Source organism: Frankia sp. Hr75.2, assembly GCF_949319125.1.
Lineage (GTDB): Bacteria > Actinomycetota > Actinomycetes > Frankiales > Frankiaceae > Parafrankia > Parafrankia soli.
In genome coordinates this window covers 16,187-39,120 of the sequence record NZ_CASGGV010000292.1, presented here as the reverse complement: position 1 = coordinate 39,120, position 22,934 = coordinate 16,187, and the positions used below count along the sequence as shown (strand labels likewise).

The 22,934-nt window shown below is 72.2% G+C and carries 18 protein-coding genes; 5 read left to right on the top strand and 13 right to left on the bottom strand.

What is annotated here, in order from left to right:
• Window positions 1-44: 44 nt before the first annotated feature.
• The 10 genes from AC559T_RS22035 to AC559T_RS21990 form a co-directional block, all read right to left on the bottom strand.
• Window positions 45-815 carry an ABC transporter ATP-binding protein gene (locus tag AC559T_RS22035; protein ID WP_498869954.1) on the bottom strand — a complete coding sequence of 257 codons (771 nt, stop codon included), beginning with the start codon at window positions 813-815 and terminating at the stop codon, window positions 45-47.
• Entirely contained in the window at window positions 812-1,756 is a 945-nt protein-coding gene (locus AC559T_RS22030) for an ABC transporter permease (protein ID WP_498869953.1), read from the bottom strand. The genes AC559T_RS22035 and AC559T_RS22030 overlap by 4 nt, the downstream gene beginning before the upstream one ends.
• 568 nt (window positions 1,757-2,324) lie before the next feature.
• Window positions 2,325-2,708 carry an SHOCT domain-containing protein gene (locus AC559T_RS22025; protein ID WP_112107011.1) on the bottom strand — a complete coding sequence of 128 codons (384 nt, stop codon included), beginning with the start codon at window positions 2,706-2,708 and terminating at the stop codon, window positions 2,325-2,327.
• 153 nt (window positions 2,709-2,861) lie between these two features.
• Entirely contained in the window at window positions 2,862-3,461 is a 600-nt protein-coding gene (locus tag AC559T_RS22020) for a DUF2252 family protein (RefSeq protein ID WP_498869952.1), read from the bottom strand.
• A gap of 342 nt (window positions 3,462-3,803) precedes the next feature.
• Window positions 3,804-4,940, bottom strand: a complete 1,137-nt coding sequence (locus AC559T_RS22015; RefSeq protein WP_498869951.1) for a hypothetical protein — start codon at window positions 4,938-4,940, stop codon at window positions 3,804-3,806.
• A 266-nt stretch (window positions 4,941-5,206) separates the two neighbouring features.
• The gene (locus tag AC559T_RS22010; protein WP_498869950.1) at window positions 5,207-6,145 is read right to left on the bottom strand and encodes a TetR/AcrR family transcriptional regulator; all 939 of its coding nucleotides are present in this window, start codon (window positions 6,143-6,145) and stop codon (window positions 5,207-5,209) included.
• Window positions 6,146-6,237: 92 nt separating this feature from the next.
• Complete coding sequence (locus AC559T_RS22005; protein WP_498869949.1) at window positions 6,238-6,831, bottom strand: TetR family transcriptional regulator; 594 nt, start codon at window positions 6,829-6,831, stop codon at window positions 6,238-6,240.
• A gap of 142 nt (window positions 6,832-6,973) precedes the next feature.
• Window positions 6,974-8,641: a CocE/NonD family hydrolase gene (locus tag AC559T_RS22000; protein ID WP_498869948.1), complete on the bottom strand. Its 1,668-nt coding sequence runs from the start codon at window positions 8,639-8,641 to the stop codon at window positions 6,974-6,976.
• A gap of 140 nt (window positions 8,642-8,781) precedes the next feature.
• Window positions 8,782-10,488, bottom strand: coding sequence for a hypothetical protein (locus AC559T_RS21995; RefSeq protein ID WP_112104808.1), 1,707 nt, complete (start codon window positions 10,486-10,488; stop codon window positions 8,782-8,784).
• A 74-nt stretch (window positions 10,489-10,562) separates the two neighbouring features.
• On the bottom strand, window positions 10,563-11,177 hold the full coding sequence (locus AC559T_RS21990) for a TetR/AcrR family transcriptional regulator (protein WP_020461616.1): 615 nt from the start codon (window positions 11,175-11,177) through the stop codon (window positions 10,563-10,565).
• 101 nt (window positions 11,178-11,278) lie between these two features.
• On the opposite strand from AC559T_RS21990, the gene AC559T_RS21985 reads away from it, so the two are divergent.
• The 3 genes from AC559T_RS21985 to AC559T_RS21975 all read left to right on the top strand — a co-directional run bounded on the left by AC559T_RS21985 (window position 11,279) and on the right by AC559T_RS21975 (window position 13,972).
• Window positions 11,279-12,217 carry an ATP-binding cassette domain-containing protein gene (locus AC559T_RS21985; RefSeq protein WP_071063405.1) on the top strand — a complete coding sequence of 313 codons (939 nt, stop codon included), beginning with the start codon at window positions 11,279-11,281 and terminating at the stop codon, window positions 12,215-12,217.
• Window positions 12,217-13,125: an ABC transporter permease gene (locus AC559T_RS21980; RefSeq protein WP_498869947.1), complete on the top strand. Its 909-nt coding sequence runs from the start codon at window positions 12,217-12,219 to the stop codon at window positions 13,123-13,125. The genes AC559T_RS21985 and AC559T_RS21980 overlap by 1 nt, the downstream gene beginning before the upstream one ends.
• A gap of 73 nt (window positions 13,126-13,198) precedes the next feature.
• Window positions 13,199-13,972 carry a Clp protease N-terminal domain-containing protein gene (locus AC559T_RS21975; RefSeq protein WP_368955588.1) on the top strand — a complete coding sequence of 258 codons (774 nt, stop codon included), beginning with the start codon at window positions 13,199-13,201 and terminating at the stop codon, window positions 13,970-13,972.
• A 48-nt stretch (window positions 13,973-14,020) separates the two neighbouring features.
• Here AC559T_RS21975 and AC559T_RS21970 read toward each other — a convergent pair whose 3' ends face one another.
• The 3 genes from AC559T_RS21970 to AC559T_RS21960 all read right to left on the bottom strand — a co-directional run bounded on the left by AC559T_RS21970 (window position 14,021) and on the right by AC559T_RS21960 (window position 21,259).
• Window positions 14,021-16,291 (bottom strand): serine/threonine-protein kinase, encoded by a 2,271-nt coding sequence (locus AC559T_RS21970; RefSeq protein WP_498869946.1) that lies wholly within the window; start codon window positions 16,289-16,291, stop codon window positions 14,021-14,023.
• Between the two features lie 8 nt (window positions 16,292-16,299).
• Window positions 16,300-18,618, bottom strand: a complete 2,319-nt coding sequence (locus AC559T_RS21965) for a protein kinase domain-containing protein (protein ID WP_071063411.1) — start codon at window positions 18,616-18,618, stop codon at window positions 16,300-16,302.
• Between the two features lie 109 nt (window positions 18,619-18,727).
• Window positions 18,728-21,259: an NHL domain-containing protein gene (locus AC559T_RS21960; RefSeq protein ID WP_498869945.1), complete on the bottom strand. Its 2,532-nt coding sequence runs from the start codon at window positions 21,257-21,259 to the stop codon at window positions 18,728-18,730.
• Between the two features lie 339 nt (window positions 21,260-21,598).
• Here AC559T_RS21960 and AC559T_RS21955 point away from each other — a divergent pair, with 339 nt between their 5' ends.
• A complete protein-coding gene (locus AC559T_RS21955; RefSeq protein WP_498869944.1) occupies window positions 21,599-21,739 on the top strand; it encodes a hypothetical protein in 141 nt (46 codons plus the stop codon).
• A 428-nt stretch (window positions 21,740-22,167) separates the two neighbouring features.
• A complete protein-coding gene (locus AC559T_RS21950) occupies window positions 22,168-22,809 on the top strand; it encodes a carbonic anhydrase (RefSeq protein ID WP_498869943.1) in 642 nt (213 codons plus the stop codon).
• Window positions 22,810-22,934: the final 125 nt, after the last annotated feature.

The following is a 22,934-nucleotide window of genomic DNA, read 5'->3' as shown; positions in this document are numbered from 1 at the left end:
GCCTTGGTGCCGGCCTTCGGGAACAGCGCGGGCGCCGGCCGAGGTCACACCGGAACCCCCAGCAGGCCGAGCAGCTGGGTGCGCAGCCGTCCGACTTCGGGGTCGTCGAGCCGGCGAGGCCGGTCGACCTCGACCGGGACGTCCTGGGCGATCCCGCCGTCGGCCATCACGAGGACACGATCGGCCAGCAGCAGTGCCTCCTCCACGTCGTGCGTGACCAGCACGACAGCCGGGCCGTGCCGCCGCCACAGGTCCGCGATCAGCGCCTGCATCCGCAGCCGGGTGAGCGCGTCCAGCGAGGCGCAGGGCTCGTCGAGCAGCAGCAGGTCCGGCGAGCGCACCAGCGCGCGGGCCAGCGCGGCGCGCTGCGCCTCCCCACCCGACAGCGTCAGCGGCCAGGCGTCGGTCCGGTGGTCGAGGCCCACTTCGGCGAACGCGGCCAGGGATCGCAGGCGCACCTCCGGTCCGGTGAGGCCGAGCGCGACGTTGCGCCACACCTTTTTCCACGGCAACAGTCGTGGCTCCTGGAAGGCGACGGAGCGTCTGGTCGGGACGACCACATCGCCCTCGACCTCGCGGTCGATGCCGGCCAGAATGCGCAGCAGTGTGCTCTTGCCACAGCCGCTACGACCGAGCAGCGCGACGAACTCGCCGGGGGCCACCGTCAGGTCGAGCCCGTCGAGGACGGCCTTCTCTCCGACGGCCGGATCGGTGAACACCCGGCGCAGGCCTCGTACGGTGACGGCGCCACGCCTGGCGTTCTCCTCCGTGGTGTTCTTATTCCCGGTGTTCTCGTTCGCCGCGGTTTCTTTCACTGCCCCGAGAATCCGCGCCGCCACGACAGCGCCCCCTTTTCCAGCAGGCGGACAACGACGTCGGTCAGAAGCCCGAGCAGGCTGTACACGACGAGACAGACCACGATCACGTCGGTCTGCAGGAACTCGCGGGCGTTCATCATCAGGTAGCCGATGCCCTGGTCGGCGTTCACCTGCTCACCGATGACCAGGGCCAGCCAGGAGAACCCGAGGGCGTAGCGCAGCCCGACCAGCATGCCCGGCAGTGATCCCGGCAGCACGACGTGCCAGACCAGCTGCCAGCGGTTGAGCCCGAGTGTGCCGGCGGCTTCCACCAGGCGTTCGTCGACGTCACGGATGGCCGCGTAGGTGTTCAGGTAGAGCGGGAAGGCGACCGCCAGCGTCACCAGTGCGATCTTCGGGGCCTCGCCGATCCCGAACCAGATGATGAGCAGCGGGATGAGGCCGAGAAACGGAACGGTGCGCAGCATCTGCATGGGCGCGTCGATGAGATCCTCGCCGAGCCGGAACAGGCCGGAGAGCAGGCCGAGGGCCAGCCCCGCGAGCCCGCCGAGGACCAGCCCGTAGCCGACCCGGCGCAACGAGACCGCCAGCGCCTCTGGCAGCGAACCATCGACAATCATGTCCCAACCGGTGCCGGCCACCGCGCTCGGAGCCGCGATCGTGTCTTCGGGGATGTAACCGACGACCGAGCCGACCTGCCAGATCGTCAACAGCAGGACGGGGCCGAACAGCCGACGGATCGGCCGGGGCAGGCTGCGCCGCTGCCGCAGTCCGGCCCCGGACAGCGTCTCGACGGCGGGCATGGGCCGGGCCCTCTCCCCCGGCGGGTCCGAGGCTGGCGGGGATTCGTCCTTCTGCCGGGACGTCACCGCGGGTGGGGGCACCGCCTGCCGGGACGCCGCCTCGACGAGCAGGTCCGACGCGTCGGGTGGTGACATGTCAGCCTTCCGTTGCTGCGCTGATTCTGTGACGTGGTTCGAGCGCGTCCGTCCCCTCTGACGTCCTTGCCGTCACCCAGCCGGGAATCGGTGTCAGACGGGAGGACTGACCGTCAGGGCGAACTCGCACATCGGAGCGTTTGCCAGGCGGGACCGGCCAGCCGCCCGGCGCCGCCGCAGGTGGGAGGTTCGGTTGCGCTGGTGACATGGCACAGCTGCGAGTGCGCGACGTCGGAACTGTCAGACGAGCAAGTTCGGACGATCAGCGAGGAGACTTTCGTGGAGTGAGCGGCAGGCTCAGCGGCAGCGTCGACAGAGGGCGCTGGCTACCCGCCCGTAGTCGACGTGCGGGCGGTCGACCAAGATTGCATGACCGCTCATGTCAGGGACGGTACCGACAGGCCAGAACTATGTCTACCAATTTAGTAGACAAAGCCCGGAACCTCTGCCGAGCTGGCCGAGGACGACCGCATGGTCGTGGTCGAAGCCTCATCCAGCGCGGCCGGGGCGCTGGTGCCGGGCCCGACGAGGTTGCGCCAGATGGCGTTGCGCTCGATCCGTAGCACGCTCAGGCCAGGACCCGCGACTTCGCCTGCTGGAACTCCTCCTCGCTGATCTCACCGTTCCTCCGGAGAGCGACCAGCTTCGCCATCTCATCGGCAACCCCCTGAGACTGCACCGCGGACGGCCGAAATGCCTGATGCAAGGCATGCTGCCGCTGCGCGTCCTCAAACGCCCGCTCACCCATTGAATCGCCACGGAATATGGTGTATGCCAGGACACCCAGAAGTGGAATGATGATGACCGCCGCCAACCAACCGGCCTTCGCCCAGCCGGAGAGGTCGCGACTGCGAAAGACATCCGATACGACGATGAAGAGCAGGTACAGCCACAGGACAAACCCGAAGAAGAGCAGCATCGTCCAGAATACTGACAGAAGTGGATAATCCATTACGGAGCCCCCCTTGCGCGCGTCAACAACGATCGTCAACGACGTCTCACGGGTCCGCCGCGCGGTTTCGGTGCCCGCCCTCGGTCGTCCCTGACAGCGCGCCGGCACCCCCGCGTGGTCCGACCGCCGACGGCATTCGCGGTCTGCCGGCCTTCACCCGGGCCGCTGGGGCCGGGGACGGTCGATGCCGACGGGTCCCCGGCCCCGCTCGTTGACCTGCCGTACTGATCCGTCCGGACCGCGCGGCCTCGGCGAGCGCCGCGAAATCACGTTCGTTCTGGTCCGGTCCCACTCCCACGGGCCGGGAAGCGTCTCGTCGAAGTCGTTGATGTCGAACACCAGGTGACGCTCAGGCGACGCGAGCAGACGGAAGTCGAGCAGGTGCGCGTCGCCGCAGAGCTGGACGTCGATCCCCGAGACCGGCGTGCCGGCGAGATCCGCCGCCATCACCGCGGCAGCACCGCGAAAGAACCGGAACGGAGACTCCAGCATGCGCTGATAGCGCAGCGGGACAAGCTCAGGCAGCCGCGCCCCCGACTGCCGTTCGAGCAGGTCGACCGGATCGACCCGGCCCGACGCCGGCGCATACTCGCCATGAATCCCGCGCGGCGCGCGCGTCCTCGCGTCCTTTCCCCGTGCCGCACGTTCGATCGGCGTGAGTTGTTCGGGTTTCGCGGACAGTCGTGTGGATTTCGCGGACAGCCGCGGCCGCGAACCAGCCGCGACCGGCGGCGAGCTGACGACAGCTGCCATGCTCTACCTCACACCGTGTCGGCGGGCCGGTCGGAGGCGACGTCGGCGTTAGGGATATTTTCCTAAGTATTGGCTGCCCGGGACCAGCGAGCAGCAAACATGCAACGCCGACAGGCCGACAGATCAAAACAACGAAGCCCGATTTCGATATTTTTCCAGAATTTCTCGACGCCACGTGCCAAGCTCACTCGCAGCGCCGCGAGGTGGCCGCCAGATCGTCGAGGTTGCCGAAGAAGCGGGTACTGGAGGTCTCGGACATCGCCACCTCCGTCGAGCAGAGGACCCTATGAAACGGCACGTGTCTCCGACCCGCGACGTCGTGACGACGGTGGACACCTGTCGTCAGATCCGCTTCCACCACGCGTCCGCGAAGGTGTCCGGGATGCCGGCCCGGTATTCGAACAGCATCGCCGGACGGCCGCCGACGGTCGCGGCGGCCGGCGGGTGCCCGCCCATCTCACCCTCGGCGAGAACGTGGCGGCGTGCCCTCTCCCAGACTTCGGCACTGGGCACCTGGCCCCAGTCGGCCGCCCAGGCCGGTACCGCCCGGTTGGTGACCATGCGGCGGGCCGCCGTGCTCGCCACGGGGCGCAGCGAGTTCAGGATCTGGACGGGAGGCGTCCGAGGCAGCACGTCCCACATGCTCTTGGCCTCCAGGAGGTGCAGCCTGTCGGGATACCTCGTCCAGATCTGGGCAAGTTTGAGGACCGCCGACATCACGAATGCGTAACTGACTTTTTCGCGGTCTTCCAGGGCGAGCAGCCCGGGGTCGGCGGTGAACCGCTCCGCATACCACGGCAGTGTCAGGAGTGGATGAACTTTCCGGAGGCGCTGCCGGTCGTCCAGGGTGACTCCGGTGCCGATCTCCGCGGCGGCGACCCCGACCGTCGCGTGTTTCGCCGTGCCCTTGACGGTCCCGTCCGTAACACTCCTGATGAGATTACCTGGGTTGAAAATGGTTATCCGGTAGGCACCGGCAGCCCTGCTGGACAGGTGCCCGCCGACGTTCTTTTCGATCGTCGATATCAGGGCCTGCAGGGCGAGTCGTCGTTCTCGCCAGCCGGCCTGGTCGGACAGCTCTGTCGGCGTCGTCCGGAGTTCGATCGTGTATTCACCAAGATCACCCAAAGCCGACACCTGGAGGTCCTTGGTGATCTGGACGAGAACTTCCGGGTCGTCGATTCGGCTCACGACCCCGAACAAGCTCCAGTCGGTCGTCATCAGTTGGATCGTCGCGGGGAGTTCCTCTTCGGTCCCGAGCGACGCCGAGGCGAACGCCGTACGGTAGTGGTTCCGAGCGAAATCCTGTTCGGCACGGTTCGAGACCCGCCGCCGTATCTCCGCCAGGTGATTCCTGGTTGAATTTAAGATCTCACGTACCTTAACTGCCCGCTCTGCGTTGAGGCCGGTCCCCAACGCGTCGATTATGCCTAGCTGCCGGTTCAGCGAATTGAGCGCCTCGGCCTCGTCCGGGGTCACGTGGTCGTCGAAGTTCCAGGAGAGTTGGGGCTGCTCCGACGTGGATTCGGTCATCGTCAGGCTCCTCCGGCCGTTCCGTGCCTCGCACGACGGCGGCGCGCGACGGCGGGGTGTCGGGATGGTGGGTCCAGGCAATCTGGACACCGGTCCTGGCGCATGCTGCCCGCTGGCCGGGGGGTGGGGCAGTCGAATGGGAAAAGTCGTGTTGACTTTCCGGGTTCTCCCCTGTTCCAACGTCGACCTCGGCGGTTACCGCCGGCGGGGAATCAGGCCGCGGCGGCGTCTGGTGGCAGGGTGGCGGCGATGCCGGACAGCAGCCAGTCGAGGCCCTGCTCGAAGGCCCGGTCCGCATGTCCGCCCGAGAGCGTGAGCGGTTCGGTCAGCACCTCGGCGAGCGCCGGGTGCTGTCCACTCGCCGCGAGCTGGTGCAGATGCTCGACGACGGCCTGCCAGCGCGGTTCGGCCGGCAGGCCGGGCACCGCGCGATCGACCGCGCGATCGACCGCGGGCGCTCCCGTGCCACGGTCGCGCTCGTCCCCGCCGCCACCCGCCCGCGCCGGGGCCCGGTCCTGCTCCGCGGCCAGGCGACGCTCAGGGGCCAGGTTCTGGTCCGGGGCCGGGCCGTCGGCGGCGCACGCCTGTTGGCCCTCGCGCTTGCGCGCGGAGACCTCCCCGAGGATGTGCCCGATCACGAACGTGTCCACGGCCCGCAGGATTTCAATCCTGCGGCTGGTCTCCACCCGCAGGCCGGCGAGGGCCTCGAACGACTGCTCGATGTGTCGCACGGCGTTCGGGCCGATGTTTCCGCGTTTCACGACGGACCGCAGCATCCACGTATGGCGCAGGCCCACTTCCCGGCTGCGGGCAGCGATGGCCCGCATCGCCGCCCGCCAGTCCGTGGGCAGCGCCTCGGTCAGGACGGCCTCCCCGGCGACCCGGTCGGTCATGAGGTCGAGCAGGTCGTCCTTGCTCGGGACGTGGGTGTAGAGGCTCATCGGCCGGGCGTCGAGCACGGCCGCGACCCGGCGGATGGAGACCGCGTCGAGCCCTTCGCGGTCGGCGATGTCGATGGCGGCTCCGACGATCGCCGCGCGGGTCAGCCCGGGTCCGGGCGGCGCCGGCGGACTTTCCCACAGCGGGCCGAGTGCCGCACCAGGCCCGGTTCCCCCGCTCGCGGCGCGAGGTTCCGGCTGCCGGTCATCCACCCGTCCAACACTAGCCGCGCGCGGCTTCGATCAGGTGCGACGTGAAACGTCTGCCACGATGACTTCCACTCCTCGGAGCGAGGGATGGCGCATCATTCGCTGGCGCCGACCCCGCCCAGGACGACGGTGTCGATGACGGTGAGGGCATCGCTGATCGTCGCCGCCAGGTCTCCGCCGAGCAGATACCAGCGGGTCTGTGCGGCGAGGATGATCGCACCCGCGGCGACTGCGAGCATCGCGGGCTCCAGGTCGTCGGGCGCCTTGCCCAGCCGCATGCCAAGGAACTCGGCGAGGACGCCGTTGAACTCCAGGATGCTCACACCGAGCATCACCCGGGTGGCGTAGAGGCTGGCCTCCACGACCTGGACCCACCGGGCGACCTCGGCCGAGTCCTCGGCGGCGACGACGTCCTGGACGGCCTGGCGGACCGAACGCATCGGCGCCTCGTCCGCAGGTCGGGTCGCCAGGGCGGTTGCGACGGCCTGTGCCCGGCGCCGGACGACGGCCCGCAGGACATCGTCCTTGGCCGGGAAGTAGCGGTAGAACGTGCGGACGGAGATCCTCGCGGCGGCCGCGATGTCGTCGACCGTCACCACGTCGAATCCGCGGAGCTCGAACAACTGGAGAGCGGCTGACTCGACGGCCCGGGCCGCGGCTTCCAGCCGGTCGGCCCGGGCCTGTCGCACACTCGGCGATGTTCGGTACGGCCGCTTTGCGCCGTCCCCAGCCACTCGCCCTCCTGCCCGTGCGCCCGTGACGGTGGATCGGACCGTCCACCACCAGGCTAGGCGCCGGGCAGGCCCCACAGGCTCAGGGTCAGGGTCAGGGTCAGGCGACGGTCGGAAGGGTCAGGGTGGAGCCGCCGACGCCGGTGGCGACGGTGACGTCGACCGGGGTCGGATTCTGGGTGAGCATCGTCGAGACGCCGCCGGAGACGCGCACGGCGATGCGGTGGCCGGCCCCGAACTGCCAGTCGTCCGGCCGGATCGGAACGGTGAGGGTGACGGGTGCCCCGGTCGGCACCGGGGTGGGCACGACGCTCGAGATCCGGTGGCTGGCCCGGAGGAAGCCGTTGTTGACCAGCGTCTCGGTACCGTCAGGTCCGACGTCGAGCAGTTCGACGTAGAGGTTGGCGTCCGGGCCGGACAGCCTCGCCCGCAGCGTGAGCGTCGGGCGGCCAAACAGCGCCGTCGGTGCGGTGAGCGCGCTGGTCTGGAAGAGGACGGACCCCCCGGCGGTCGACGGATCCTGCGGCTGGTGGAACGTCCTGGTTCCGGCCGTCGGGCTGGCCGCTCCCAGCGAGCCGTCCGGGTTGAGGGTGAACGCTCGCGTGGTGGTGCCGGTCGGCCGGTAGCCGATGATCTCCCGCCATCCCGCTGAGGTCGTGCCGGGGCTGGCGCCGGCGTAACTGACCAGCGTCGGCCGGGGCGGGATCGGGACGTTGGGAATCCGCATCACCCAGTGGTCGAACCAGGCGAGTGTGATCCCCGGGGAGAGTCCTTCGGAGTTGCAGACCCGCCCGCAGCTCGGATACCGCAGCGGGGCCTGGTGCGGCCACTGGCCGTAGATGGCCCACGTGCGGCCGAGGGCACCTTCGATGTTGGTGAACTGGCCGGAGCGGAAGTACTGGTCGACCCAGCCGCCCATCGCGAAAATCGGGACGTTGATCGCATGATGGCGGCCGACGAACGATCGTGACTGCCAGTAGTCGTCGTAGGTGGGGTGCGCGCGGTTGGCCGCGTACTCGGCCTCGGCGTTGATCGCTCCGCCGCTGATCAGCTGAGCGGTGTCGGGCCAGTTGTCGATGCTGCCGCCCTCTGTGGTCTTGATGCCACCCGGATAGATGACGTCGCTGTAGAGGTCGGCCGGGGACTGCAGCGGGGCGATGGCGACCAGGTGCGGAGGCCGGTTGATGGCGGCGGCGTAGGTCGTGTCACCGCCGTAGCTCTCGCCGGTCATTCCGATCCGGCCGTTCGAGAAGGGCTGGACGGCCAGCCATTCGACCAGGTCGCGGGCATCCTTGCCGTCCTGGGGCGACATGGCGTGCTGCCAGGTGCCCCCTGATCCGCCGGTCCCCCGCAGGTTGCAGACCAGGGCGTTGTAGCCGTGGGTCGCGAAATAGGTGGCCTCGCTGGCGACGTAGCTCGCCCGTAATGCCGTATACGGAGTGAACTCGACGACCAGGCCGGGGAAGGTACCCGCGGCCGGCGCACCGTCGGTCGCCGGCCGGACCAGGGTGCAGCTGAGCGGGGTGCCGTCCCGGGCCGGAACTGTGGTCTCGGTGGAGACGGTCTGATAGGTGGCCGGACGGTCGTAGTTCCACCAGGCCTGTGTGCCCGCCGATAAAGGACGGGCGAGGGCGGGCGAGGGCGGGGATGTCGACGGGGCGGCGATACCGGCCGTTGCGGACAAAGCCGATGCGGACAAAGATGCGGCGACCGTCAGAGCGGCGACCGGAGCGAAGCGGCGGATGAACGTTGGCGCACATCTGGCCATGAGGCTCCTTCCCAATCAGACGGCAGATGCTGCCATACAATTTGGAGAAGGTCACGACGGTCCTCAATTCCGCATACCGGATTCGACGGTCAGCATCCTGTTCTGGTCGCCGCTACAGCTGGTATCGACTGCCTCCGTACTCAGGCCGGCGTGGTGCCGGGCAGCCCGGTGACCCGGGGCAGTTCGGCGATCGGGGGCAGCTCGGTCATCCGGGCGAGCAGCCGGGCCAGGAAGAGCGTCTGGCGATGCAGTAGGTCCCGGTCCAGCTTGTCGAGGTTGTCGCCCGGGGTGACCTGCAACAGGTAGGCCGGCCCGGTGATCATCGCGATGGTGGGGATGCCGAGGCGGTAGGCGAAGGTCCCCTCGCCGTAGAGGCCGTCCTGGAACGGCTTCTGGATGCCGGTGCGGGCCAGGTCGCTGTGGCGGACCTCGTCGGTGGCCAGCCGGCGCAGGGTCTCGCTGTTGCCCACCGCGACGGCGACCGGCTCGGTGCGGCCGGTGGCGCGGTAGGGGCCGGTGCCGCCGTCGTCGTCCCAGGCCATGGCGCCGAGGTGTTCGACGGCGAGCGCCATGTCGATCCCCGCCGTGATGTCGGGGTGCTCGCGCAGCCACTCGTCCGGCTTCACGGTCGCCGTCTCGGCGGTCATGTGGCTCGGAGAGAACATGAACAGCAGGTCGCGGCGGCGGGTGGCGGCCGGGAACCGGCTGAAGTACTCGGCGAGCGCGAGCAGCGCCGGGCCGCCGTTCTCCTCGAGCGCGTTCTGCCCGTCGGTGTGGGTGGCGACGAGGACGGTTCGTGGGTCCTGGCGCGGCCCGGCTCCTGGCAGGCGGGCCAGCAGGTAGTCGACGGTGGTGCGGCTCCGGTCGGCGTCCAGGACGAGGGTGGCGCGCACCGGCCCGCGGGCGAGCAGGCCGCGCAGGAGGGCGCCCTGCTCCCGGTCGACCCGCAGCGCCGGGAGGTCGGCGTGCTCCTGCTGGTGTGGGGTGTACTGCCCGGCGGCGAGGGCGGGTGACATGTCGGAGACCTCGATCATGCCGACGGCGCCGTGGGCGCGGGCGGTGGCCAGGCTCGGCGCCGGCGGGATCCCCAGCCAGACCCGGGAGTAGTCCTCCGCCGCGAACTCGGCGCGGGCCTCGGGCGGGTGGACGTCGTACGCCAGGTCGGCGAGCACCGAGGCACGCAGCCGGGCCACCGGGGCGTCGACCAGCACGATCGCCCCGGACGGCGACCCCGCGCCCGGGACGCCCGGGGCATCCGGGGCTCCCAGAGCACCCGGGCCGCTCGCGGCGCCCGCCAGGCCGGCGCCGGCGGCCTGGTAGTCGGCTTCGGCGCCGGCGCCCAGGTCGACCAGCGGTCCCTCGACACCGGCCGGGCCGGTCTCCCCCGAGTACGGCCGGTAGTAGGCGACGGGCACCGACCGGGTCGCGCCGGTGGCGTCGGTGACCCGCAGCGACCAGGACCGCGCGAGCCACTGCGACAGCGGGGTCGGATGGCGGGTCACCTCGAGGCCGTAGTCGCGCAGCTGTCGCTCGAGGTCGTCGATGTGGTGCCGGTGCGCCGCCGAGCCGGTGAACCGCGGTCCCACCGCGGTCATCCGCTCGACCCAGCCCCAGAGCGTGTCGACGTCCACCAGGTCGGTGGCGGCGATCGGGCCCGGCGTGCCGGTGGCGAAGGGCCGGGGCGCGGCGGTGGCCGACGGTGCGCCGCCCGGGTCGGGCGCCGGGCCGTCGCAGCCCGCCGCCCCGGTGCCGGCGACCGCGGCGAACCCGCCGGAGGCCGCCAGCCGCAGCGTCGCGTCGAGGAATCCCCGCCGGCTGGCCGGCTGCCGCCCGTCCCGCGTCGTCATGGCCCTGGATCATGGCAGGTGCGCGGCCACCCGTCGCCACCTGACGGCTACCCGCGCGACACGGCGCGGTTCGGTCAGGAGGTGCGGGTCGGCTGCGCGAGGGCGGCGGCCGGGGACATCAGGTCACCGACGGCGGCGCGCAGCATCCGGCCGAGGTCGGCGTCCGGGACGGCGGCGAGCACCTCACCGCCGAGCACGAACCCGCCGGCGATCGCGCCGAGGGCGCACATCAGCCGCACCCGCAGCTCCACCGGGACGTTCTCGTCGGTGAGGATCCGCTGGAACCGCTCCTGCAGGTCGGCGTGGTCGGCGTCGTGGCTGTGGCCGTGCAGCCGTTCGAGCGCACCGTGGTTGCGGATGTGGAACAGGAACAGCGACCGGTTCGCCAGCATGGTGTTGACGACGAGGTCGAGCAGCTGCGGCCAGCGCTCCGGGCGGGCCAGATCCGCCTCGAGGTCGTCGAAGCCCGCCCGGCCGAGATCGTGCAGACGCAGGTGCAGGGCGAGCAGGATGTCGTCCTTGCTCGAGAAGTGGTAGTAGAGCGCCGCCTTCGTGAAGTTCATCCGCTCCGCGATCTCGCGCAGCGACACCGCTTCGTACCCGGCGGTGCTGAACAGCTCCAGGGCCACGTCGAGGATCCGTTCCCGGGTGCTCTTCTCCCCTTCGGTGGGCGCGGGCGGTCTGGGCATGATCTCAACCTACTTGACGACCCGACACGATGTTACTTACCTTGCGACAGGTAAGTCAGCTTACCTGCTGGCAGGTAAATATTCGGCGGGACGGAGCCCGGATGGACCAGATCATGATCGAGGCGACGGACCTCGCGAAACGCTACGGCGACACCCAGGCGCTGGCCGGGGTCGACCTGAGCGTCCCCGCGGGAACGATCCTCGGCGTCCTCGGCCCGAACGGGGCGGGCAAGAGCACCGCCGTGCGGATCCTGACGACGCTGGCCCGGCCGGACGCCGGTCACGCCCGCGTCGCCGGCTACGACGTCGTCACCCAGGCCGGCGAGGTCCGCCGACGCATCGGCGTGACCGCGCAGGACGCCACCGTCGACGAGGCGCTGACCGGCCGGCAGAACCTGCGGATGGTCGCCGAGCTCAGCGGCCTGCGCCGCGGCGCGGCCGCCACCCGCGCCGACGAGCTGCTGGAGCGGTTCGAGCTGGCCGGCGCCGCCGACCGCGTGGTGAAGGGCTACTCGGGCGGGATGCGCCGGCGCCTCGACCTCGCCGCCAGCCTGGTCGCCCACCCGGCCGTGCTGTTCCTCGACGAGCCGACCACCGGGCTGGACCCGACGAGCCGGGCGCGGATGTGGGACGTCGTGCGCGACCTCGTCGCGGCCGGCACGACGATCCTGCTGACCACCCAGTACCTGGAGGAGGCCGACGCGCTCGCCGACCGCATCGTGGTGATCGACCACGGCCGGGTCGTCGCCCGCGGCACCGCCGGTGAGCTGAAGGCGGCGACCGGCGGGCACCGGCTGGAGGTCACGCTGAGCGCCCCGCACGACGGCGCACTCCCCGCGTTGGCGCCTCTCGTCGAGGGCCGGGTCGACGTCGACGCGGGCGGGCGGCGGCTGCGGGCCGGGGTGCGCAGCGGCTCCGGGGTGGCGACCGAGGTGATCCGGGCCCTCGACGGGGTGGGTGCGCTCGTCGACGACGTCGTCGTGCACGCCCCGTCCCTCGACGACGTCTTCTTCGCGCTCACCGGCCAGGGAGTGTCCTGATGTCCCAGCTCACCGTCGCGACCGGCACCCCCACGCCGAGCGCCCCCGCGACGCCCGCGACGCCCACGACGCCCGCGGCGCCCGCGGCGCCCGCGGCGCCCGCGCGGTCGGGCTCGATCGGCCAGGCGGTGCGCGACGTCGTCGTGCTGACCCGCCGCAACCTCGTCCACGTCGCCCGGGAACCTCTGCAACTGTCCGACGTGACCATCCAGCCGGTGCTGTTCACGCTGCTGTTCGTGTACGTGCTCAGCGGCGGCGTGGCCGTCGGAGGCGGGGACTACAAGCAGTTCGCCATCGCCGGGCTGATCTCGCTGAACCTCACGACCGCCTCGATCGGGACGGCGGTCGGCCTGAGCACGGATCTGGGCAGCGGCGCCGTCGACCGGTTCCGCACCCTGCCGATCTGGCGGGCCGCCGTCCTCGTCGGCCGGTCGCTGTCCGACCTGCTCTCGTCGCTGGTGTGCATGTCGATCGTCGTGCTCACCGGGCTGGCGATCGGCTGGCGGCCGCACACCTCGCCGGCCCGGTTCGTGGCGGCGTTCGCGATCCCGCTGCTGTTCGCCTACGCGCTGGCCTGGGCGACGGCGTGCCTGGGCATGGTCAGTGACGGCCCGGAGAGCGCGCAGGGGATCGGGCTGGTGGTGTTGTTCCCGCTCGCGTTCGTCTCCAACGCGATGGTGCCCACGGCCGGCATGCCGGCCGCGGTGCGGGCGATCGCCGAGTGGAACCCGGTCAGCGCGGTGACGGCGGCCGCGCGGGACCTGTTCGGCAATCCGAACCCCTCGGCCACCGCGGACGCCTGGCCGATGCAGCACCCGGTGGTCGCCGCCGTGCTCTGGTCGGTGGGGATCGTCGTGGTGTGCGCGCCGCTGGCGGTCGCCCTCTACCGGCGCCGCACGACCGACTGAACGCACCCGCGGCCGCAGCCATTCGTCAACTCTAGGTTGACGCTTCGAGGAGCGTCAACCTAGAGTTGACGGCATGACGAACCCGAGCCCCGTCCCCATCAGCAACCCCGTCCGCCTCGACGACCTCATCGCGGCGATCAAGACGGCGCACTCGGACGCCCTCGACCAGCTCACCGACGCCGTCATGGTCGCCGACCACCTCGGCGAGGTGGCCGACCACCTCATCGGCCACTTCGTCGACCAGGCCCGCCGCTCCGGCGCATCCTGGACGGAGATCGGCGCCAGCATGGGCGTGACGAAGCAGGCCGCCCAGAAGCGCTTCGTACCCAAGGGGCCCGGCGAGCCGTCCAGCCTCGACCCGTCACAGGGGTTCGGCCGCTACACCCCGCGGGCCCGCAACAGCATCGTCGCCGCCCAGAACGAGACCCGGGCGGCGGGCAACGCCGAGATCACCCCCGGCCACCTGATCCTCGGTCTGCTCGCCGACCCGGAGGGCCTCGGCCCGGCCGCCATCGCCGCCCAGGGTGTCTCCCTCGACGCCGTCCGCCAGGCCGTGACCGCGGCCCTGCCCCCGCGGGTGGACGACCTTCCCGCTCTGATCCCGTTCGACGGGCCGTCCAAGAAGGCCCTGGAGCTCACCTTCCGGGAGGCGCTGCGGCTGGGGCACAACTACGTCGGCACCGAACACATCCTGCTGGCGCTGCTGGAGCTGGAGGACGGCACCGGCCCGCTCACCGCCCTGGGGATCAGCAAGACCGCGGCCGAGACCTACCTCGCCGAGGTCCTCTCCCTGATCACCGCCGGGCGCGCCACCGGCGGCCAGGACTCCGGCGTGTCCCCGTCCTGACCTGGCGACGGCCCGAGGCCTCGCGCTCTCACGCTCGCGGCGCCACGGTCACTCGTGAATCGTGGTGATGATCCCGTCGAGGCCGACCCGTCGGATGGTCGTGCCGGTCTCGTTCACGTACAGGACGCCCGCGGCGTCGACCGTGATGCGGCGGGGAAACCAGAGCCGGGCCTTCGCGGCGGGGCCGCCGTCGCCGTCCGAGCCGAGCTCGCCGGTGCCGGCGACGGTGGTGATGGTCCCGCCGGGGTCGACCCGCCGCACCCGGTTGCCGAGGGACTCGACGACGTACAGACCGCCCGCCGGGTCGAACGCGAGGACAGAGGCATCGACGGACAGGCTCAGGGCGGCGGCGGTCGCCGGGCCGCCGTCCCCGCTGTCGCCCTCCCGGCCGCCGCCGGCCAGGGTGCGCACGGCGCCGTCCGGGCCGAGCACCTGGATCCGGTCGGCGGAGTAGTCGGCGATGTAGACCTGTCCGTCGCGTACCTCCAGGTCACCGATGTTGGCCGCGACGACGGGCACGTCCTCCTCGCCCTCCGGGGGCGCCTCGGTGGATCCCGGCTCCTGCGTGCGGGCGACGACGTGCAGGATGCCGTCGCGGTCGACCCGGTAGATCCGGCCCGCGCCGTAGAGGTAGAGGTCGCCGTCCGTGTCGACGGCTATCGGGCCTGAGATGAAGGAGAGCGAGACCTCGGTTGCCGGCTCGCCCTCCCGGGCGAGGCGCGTCCCGCCACCCACCACCGTCGTGATCACCCCGTCGCGGCCGATCCTCCTGATCTTGCCGTTCGAGTCCTCGCCGAGATAGACGGTGCCGGCGCCGTCGACCGCGACGGCGTCGAGCCCACGCAGGCGTGCCTGGACGGCGGGGCCACCGTCACCGTCCGACCCCTGCGCACCGGTGCCCGCGACGACGGACACCTTCCCGTCCAAACCCAGCCGCAACAGCCGGGTGCCGCCGTCCTCGACGACGTAGAAACCGCCGGACGGCGCGGCGGCCCAGGCGGCGATGCTGTCGATCGTCGCGGGCGCGGGAGTCCGCGGCGGGGCGGTCGGGGTGACGGGGACGGCGACCTCGTCGTCGGAGCCCGCACCGCCGCCGACGAGCACGACCACTCCGGTGACGGCCAGGGCGACCGCGGCCACCCCGGCGACCACGGCGGCGGTGACGCGCCGCCCGCCCCACCCGGCGGTACGCCGGCGCGGGCCGTACGGGGTGCCCTCGAACAGGTTCCGCCCCGGCGGCCCGGAGGCGCCGCCGGAACCCGCGGAGCCCTCCGGACCGGGCCCACCCGGCGCGACCGGAACCGCCACCGGACCGGACGTCACCGCCAGGTCAGCCGCCCCCGGTGAGCCCGGCGGGCCGGGTTCGCCGGGTGGGCTCACCAGACCGGAGGGTCCGGGCGGGACGGACCGTCCCGCGGCCGGGGTGAAGCGGCGGACGGTGCCGGTGCCACCGGGCGGATCCGGTGCGTCCGTGGTCTCGGTGCGCCGGACGATCAGCCCGCTGCGCGCCAGCCAGTCCGGGCCGAACAGACCGAGGGCCGCCTCCGCCAGGGCGCGGGCCAGCTCGTGCGCGCCGGGCTGGCGGGCGGCGGGATCCTTGGCCAGCGCACGCAGGATGATGTCGCTCACCACCGGCGGCACGCCGGGCGGCGCGGGCGGGTCGACCTCGCACTGATGGCGCAGCAGCTGCGCGACCCCCAGCCCGGGGTCGAACATGGGCCGGCCCGCGGCCAGCTCGTAGAGGACGGCGCCGAGCGCGTAGAGGTCCGCGGGCGGCCCGACCGGCGCACCGGTGATCTGCTCGGGCGCCATGTACTTCGGGGTACCGACGGCGCGGCTGACCGTGCCCGCCCCACCCTCGACGATCTTCCCGATGCCGAAGTCGGTGAGCTTGGGCTGCCCGGCGTCGGTGAACAGGATGTTGTCCGGCTTGATGTCACGGTGCAGCACGCCGTGGGCGTGCGCGTGGGCGAGCGCGTCGGCGACGGCCACCCCGACGGCGAGGGCCGCCTCGGCCCGCAGGCGGTGCTGGGCGAGGCTGCCGCCCCCCAACTTCTCCATGATCAGCAGGCACAGGTCGTCCTGGGCGACGTAGTCGTAGATGCGGACGATGTGCGGGTGGTCGAGGCGGCTGAGCATCCGCGCCTCGGCCCGGAAGTCGTCCGCGAGCGCCGCCACCAGGATCTTGATCGCGACAGGGCGGTCGAGATCCTGGTGGTGCCCGGCGATGACCAGGCCGAACGAGCCCGAGCCGAGCTGGTCGCCGAGGGTGTAGCGGGGCAGCGCGTGGGCGATCCGCGCGCGGTCGACGGCGGGCACGCCGGACCCTAGGCCGCGGTGCCCGCGACCGCGGGCGTCGCAGCTGTCGCGGGCGGGACGGGTCCGGCGGGCGCCGGGGACGCGCCGGGGGCCGGTGAGGACGTCGGGCACGGCGCGGCGGCGCAGCTGCCCGGCGGGAGGCGTACGGCTCGCACCCGGCTGTCGATACCGTCGGCGATGTAGAGGTTCCCGAGCTGGTCGAGAGCGAGTCCGCCCGGGTACACCAGCTCGGCGGCGGTCGCCGGGCCGCCGTTGCCGGAGTACTTCGACACCCCCGTACCGGCGATCGTGGTGATGGTCCCGTCGGGGGCGATGCGGCGGACCCGGTTGCTCCCCGGGTCGGAGAGGTAGACGTTGCCCGCAGCGTCGACGACGAGGTCGGCGCCGACCGCGTTGATCTGCGCCTGGTCGGCCGGGCCGCCGTCACCGGAGTACCCCGTCTTTCCCGTCCCGGCCAGCGTGCTGATCGTCCCGTCCCCGGCGATGCGGCGCACCCGGTGGTTGTCCTGGTCGGCGACATAGAGGCTGCCGTCGGGGCCGCGGGCCAGCGCGCTCGGGTAGCTGAACCGGGCGGACGTGGCCGGGCCGCCGTCGCCGCCGAAGCCCTCCGCGCCGGTGCCCGCGATCGTGGTGATGATCCCGTCCAGGCCGATGCGGCGGACCCGGTTGTTCTCACCGTCCGCGATCAGCAGACTCCCATCGGTCTCCATCAGCACGGTGTTGGGGTAGTTGAGCTTCGCGTTCACCGCGGGCAGGCCGTCGCCCGAGTAGGCCAGGCCGTCCTCGCTCACCTCACCGGCGAAACCGAACTCGTCCTGCCCCGCGATCGTGGTGATGATCCCGTCCCGGCCGATGCGGCGGACCCGGTGGTTCCGCGTGTCGGCGACGTACAGGGTTCCGTCGGGGGCGACCGCGACACTGGTCGGCTCGTCGAGCTGCGCCTCGGTGGCCGGGCCGCCGTCGCCGGAGAAGCCGTCCGCCCCGGTGCCGGCGACCGTGGTGATCGTGCCGGCCCGGTCGACGCGGCGGATCCGGTGGTTGTCGGTGTCGGCGACGTAGACGTAGCCGCGCGGGGCGTCGATGGTCAGATCGCTGGCGCGGTCGAACTCCGCCTGTACGGCGGGACCGCCGTCGCCGGAGAAGCCGTCCGAGCCGGCCCCGAACACGGTGGTGATCGTGCCCGTGGCCAGCTCCGGCTGCCAGGCCGGCGGCGGCGCGGGCGGCGCCGGGGGCGCGGGCTCGGGCTGGCCCCACACCGCCCAGCCGACCCCGCCACCGGCGACTAGGGCGAGGAGGACAGCCAGCGCCGTCACCGCGAGCGGCACCCGGCCGCCGGATCCGCCGCCGGCGAGCAGCACCGCGGGCAGCCGGGAACGCACCCGTCCGGCCGGGCCCGGGCCGCCGGCACCGCGCCACGGATGGTCGTCGGCCCGCGGGGCCCGCCCGAACCTGCGGGTGGTGATCTGGCGGACGTCGTCGGCGAGGTGGATCGGGATGCCGGCGCGATCGAGCCAGTGCCGCCCGAACACGGCGGTGGCGGCGCGGGCCAGATCGATCGCGAACGCCCGGGCGCTGGGATGGCGGTCCTCGGGCCGCTTGGCCAGGCTGCGCATCAGCACGGCGGCCAGCGGAGCCGGCACCCCCGGCGGCGGGGGCGGGACGACCTCGGTGTGATGGCGCAGCAGCACCGGCAGCGGCAGCGACGGCGGGGCCAGTGACGCGCCGGTGAACAGTTCGTAGAGGACGACGCCGAGCGCGTACAGGTCGGTGGCCGGGCTGAGCCGGTCGCCGGTGATCTGCTCGGGGGCCATGTAGCGGGGGGTGCCCACCACCCGGCTCGCCGTCGACGCCGACCCCTCGAACACCTTCGAGATACCGAAGTCGGTGATCTTCGGCTGGCCGGCGTCGGTGAACAGGATGTTCGCCGGTTTGATGTCGCGGTGCAGCACGCCGTGCGCGTGCGCGTGGGCGAGCGCGTCGGCGACGGCGAGGCCGACCGCGCAGGCGGCCTCGGGGCGCATCACCCGGTGCGTCAGCGTCCCGCCGGGCAGCATCTCCATCACCAGCAGACACAGGTCACCGCGGGTGACGTAGTCGTAGGTCCGCACGATGTGCGGGTGGTCGAGCCTGCTGAGCAGCCGGGCCTCGGTGCGGAAGTCCGCCGCCGCCTCGGCCGCTCCGCTGGAGAGCACCTTGACCGCGACCCGCCGGTCGAGCTCCTGGTGGTAGCCGGCGAGGACGAGCCCGAAGGCACCCGACCCCAGCTCACCGCCGATCCCGTAGCCCGGGAGCGCGGCGGCGACACGCGCGCGGTCGACGACTGGCACGGCTCCCCTCCGTCCTGGTCTGGTCGTCCGGTCTGTCGGTTGTCCGGCTGTCTGGTCCGCTGGTCCGCTGGTTCTCGTTCCGGCACCGGGACGGCCGGCGGCTCCGGTGCTACCCGGAGCCGGTCAGCTCCACGTGGAGCACCCGGTTGTGCCGCCGGTCGGCGACGAAGACGTCCCCGGTGGGATCGAGCGCGACCGGCCCATCGGGACTCATCTCGTCCGGGTCGACGGACTCGTCCCGGCCCGGGTGGGCGGTGCCCGCGACGGTGGTGATGATCCCGGACGGGTCGACCCGCCGGATACGCCGGTTGGTCCGGTCGGTGATGAAGATGGCGCCCCGCGCGTCGACGGCGACCCCGCGCGGGGAACGCAGCGTGGCGCGGGTAGCCGGCCCGCCGTCGCCGGAATAGCCGGGCAGGCCGGTGCCGGCGACGGTCTCGATCACCCCGTCCAGCCCGATCCGGCGGATCCGGTTGTTGCCGGAGTCGGCGATGTAGAGCCGGCCGGGGCGGTCCATCGCCACACTGATCGGGAACGTCAGCAGGGCGTCGACCGCCGGGCCGCCGTCACCGAACGCGCCCTCGCCGTCCCCGCCGGCCACGGTCTGGATGATCCCGTCGGTGCCGACCCGCCGGATCCGGTTGTTGCCGCTGTCGGCGATGTAGATGTTGCCGGTCGGGTCGGCCACGACCCCGCCGGGGTACCAGAGGCTGGCCTCGGTCGCGGGGCCGCCGTCGCCGCCGGGCCCGCGGTCGTCGCCACCGGCCACGGTGGTGATGATCCCGGCCGGGTCGACGCGGCGGATCCGCTGGTTGAACGTGTCCGCGATCAGGATGTTGCCGGTCGAGTCGAGCGCCACCGCCGCCGGCTGACGCAGCTGCGCCTGGGTGGCGGGCCCGCCGTCGCCGGAGAAGCCCGCCTCGCCGGTCCCGGCGATCGTGGTGATCGTCCCGTCCGCCGTGATCCGCCGGACCCGGTTGTTGTCGAAGTCGGCGACGTAGATGTTGCCGGCCCAGTCCGCGACCATCCCGAACGGGCCGTTGAGCGCCGCCGAGCCGGCGGGGCCGCCGTCGCCGGAGAACGCCGCCTCGCCCGTCCCGGCCACCGTGACCACCGGGTACGGCGGTGGCGGCGGCAGCGGTCCCGGCCGTTCCGGCGGCGCCGCCGTACCCGGACCGCTCAGCGGGCTGGCCGGAGCGGCACCGGTGACCGCCTGCTCGTCGCCGGTGACCCGCGGGACGACCAGCGCGGCCACGACCGCCAGCACCGCCGCGACCGCGGCGCCGACAATCCACACCCGCCGCCGGGACGCCCGCCGGCCGGCCGGTCCCTCAGGCCCGCCGGGGCCGGCGCCGGGTGCTTTGCCAGGCGTGGCGCCGGGGGTGGCCCACGGTCCGCCGGGATGGTGGCCGGCAGCCTGGTCGCCCGGCGCCGCAGGCGGGAACGCGCCGGGCGGGCCGACAGGCACGGGCTCCGGAAGCAGGGAGGTCACCGGCGGCAGCGGCGGGTCCAGCCTCGTGGTCCGCCCCGCCGGATCGTCCTCGGCCCCTGTGCTGGCTCCGGCATCTCCGGGGCCGGAGCCAGGTGTGCCGCCGGTGCCGGTGCCGGTGGCGCCCGGCGGTCCCAGCGCCGGGTGGGGCCCCGACCCCTGCTCGCGCAGCCCGTCACTGACCGCCAGCGGGACGTCCGCCCACGTCAGCCAGTCGCCGCCGTACCCCAGCCGCGCGGCCGCGGCGAGATCCATGGCGAACTGCCCGGCGGTGCGGTGCCGCTCCCCCGGCGCCTTCGCCAGCGCCCTGGCCAGCACCGCCGCCACCGGTGGCGGAACGCCCGGCGGCGGAGCCGGGACGACCTCGCAGTGATGGCGTAACAGGTCGGGCGCGGTCAGGCCGGCACCGAACAGCGGCGTCCCGGCCAGCAGCTCGTACAGGGTCGCGGCCAGCGCGTAGATGTCCGTCGCGGGCCCCAGGCGGCCCCCGGTCACCTGCTCGGGTGCCATGTACTGAGCGGTTCCGACGACCCCGCCGGCGGTCAGCGGCGTCCCGTCGACGAGCCCGACCACGCCCAGGTCCGTCAGTTTCGGCCGGCCGTCCGCGGTGAAAAGGATGTTGGCGGGTTTGACATCGCGGTGCAGGACGCCGGCGGCGTGGGCATGCATCAGCGCGTCGGCGGCGGCGAGCACGACCGCGCACGCGGCCTGCGGGGTCAGGCTCTGGCTGGCCAGCGTCCCGCCGGGCAGCAGTTCGGTTACCAGCAGCCGCAGCCCGTCGGCGGGGACGATGTCGAGCAGCTGGCACAGGTGTGGATGATCGAGCTGGGTGAGGATCCGGGCGTCCTGGTCACGGTCCGGGGCCGGCGGCGGACCGGCACCGGGATCCGACCCGAGCACGACGGTGCCCGCGGACGCCCCGCTGGGGCCGTCACCGTCGGCCACGCCCAGGTCGAGGATCTTGACGGCCACGTCCGTTGCGGCGCCGTCGCCCGCCGCGTCGCCTCCCGCCTGGTCCAGGCCAGGCGCGCCGGGGCCGGGTGCGAGTCGACGCCCGGCGATCACCAGACCGAACGCGCCCGCGCCCAGTTCGCGGCCGAGCACGTACCCCGGCAGTGCCGTGGCCACCCGAGCCCGGTCGATGACCGACACAGACCGACCTCCTGGTCGCCGCCCCGCGGAACGATGGTGCGCGAGACACGCCCGCTATCACCATCCGTGCCCCTTTTCGGGCACCCCTAGAGTGCCGGATGGTAGCAAAGCGCGATCGGTCCCGGTCTGGCAGTGATACGCCCACCCGGGCCCTAACACGACCGACGCATGACCGGCTTCGACCCCACCGCAGCACTCTGACCTGCGGTAACGCAGCGAACGAGATGCCCGGCGGCCGCGGCACCCGCCCCGACTCGCCGGACCGACCGGTACCCGCTGACGGCTATCCGACAACGAGGCCAGGAGCCGGCCTCCGGCGCGAGCGGCCCTCACGCCGTAGTGGACGACCCTGGCACCCGGCGCCGTCCCATCAACGAGATCCGCCTGGTCCGGGACGACTTCCTCGTCGCGGACCCGTGTCACGCCGACCTCGAAGGCGCCTGGCTGGAAGGCGTGCAGGGGACCACATCCACGCGCTGACCCGTCATCGCCCTGCCCGACATCGACCCGGGTCACCCCAGCCAATCCCCTGTACGCCCCCGATGTCATTCATGACTGGCGCGACGACAATCGCACTCCGTGACGTCATCACTGGTGGAGGTGCGAAAACCATTTTCGCATATGTTCGCGGCGAGCTCGTCGCGCCATCCATTCCCGACGGAGATCAAATACCTCTCAGCAGAACAGCAAGATCACCAGTCGGAGGCACAGGCCGTCAACGGCGTTGACTATCTTGGGTTTGGGATGGCGGGCCGCGTTCGAGGGGCGGGACCGGGCATAGGGACGCCCCGGCACCCGGAGGAGACACTTCGACGACCGGGCCTTCGCGGCGCCCGGCTGGTTGTGGTTGCTGGTGGCGTTGGCGCGATCGGGTTCGGTTCGGCGCCTGACCAGATAGGTTGCTGCGCGTGCCCGATTTCAATCTCGCTGCTTCCTCGCCCGCTGAGGCGTTCGCGGTTCTGAGGGAAGGCAACGCGCGCTTCGTGCGCGGTGAACGGCTGCACCCGAACCAGGATGCTGACCGTCGATCGGCTGTGGCGCCGAGACAGCATCCGTTCGCCGTGCTGTTCGGATGTTCTGATTCCCGGCTGGCAGCTGAGATCATCTTCGACCGGGGGTTGGGGGATCTCTTCGTGGTGAGGACCGCCGGTCACGTCGCCGGGCCTGAGGTTCTGGGCAGCATCGAGTACGGCGTCAGCGTGCTCGGCGCGCCACTCGTCGTCGTTCTCGGGCACGATTCGTGTGGCGCTGTCACCGCCGCGTCCGAGGCAGATCGTGACGGGACCGCGCCTGCGGGCTATCTCGGGGACGTGGTCGAGCGGGTGATGCCGAGTGTGTTGTCGGCACGGGCGGCCGGACACACTGACATCGACGCGTTCGTGCGCACGCATATCCGGCGGACGGTCGACGGCCTGGTCGGCCGGTCAGTCCTGCTCGCGGCCGAGGTCGCCGCAGGACGATGTGCGGTAGTCGGTCTGTCCTACCGGCTCGCTGAGGGCACCGTCGGCGTTGTCACCATCCACGGGCCTGTACCCGCAGCCACCCGATGACCTGCGCCGGCGCCCTCCGGCTGCCTCACTGTGGACCACACCGGCGACCGGCCTCGCCGAGCCGCGGCCCTACCTGTCAAGATGGTTCGAGCCACCGAAGATGCGGCCACCTACGCCTCCCACCT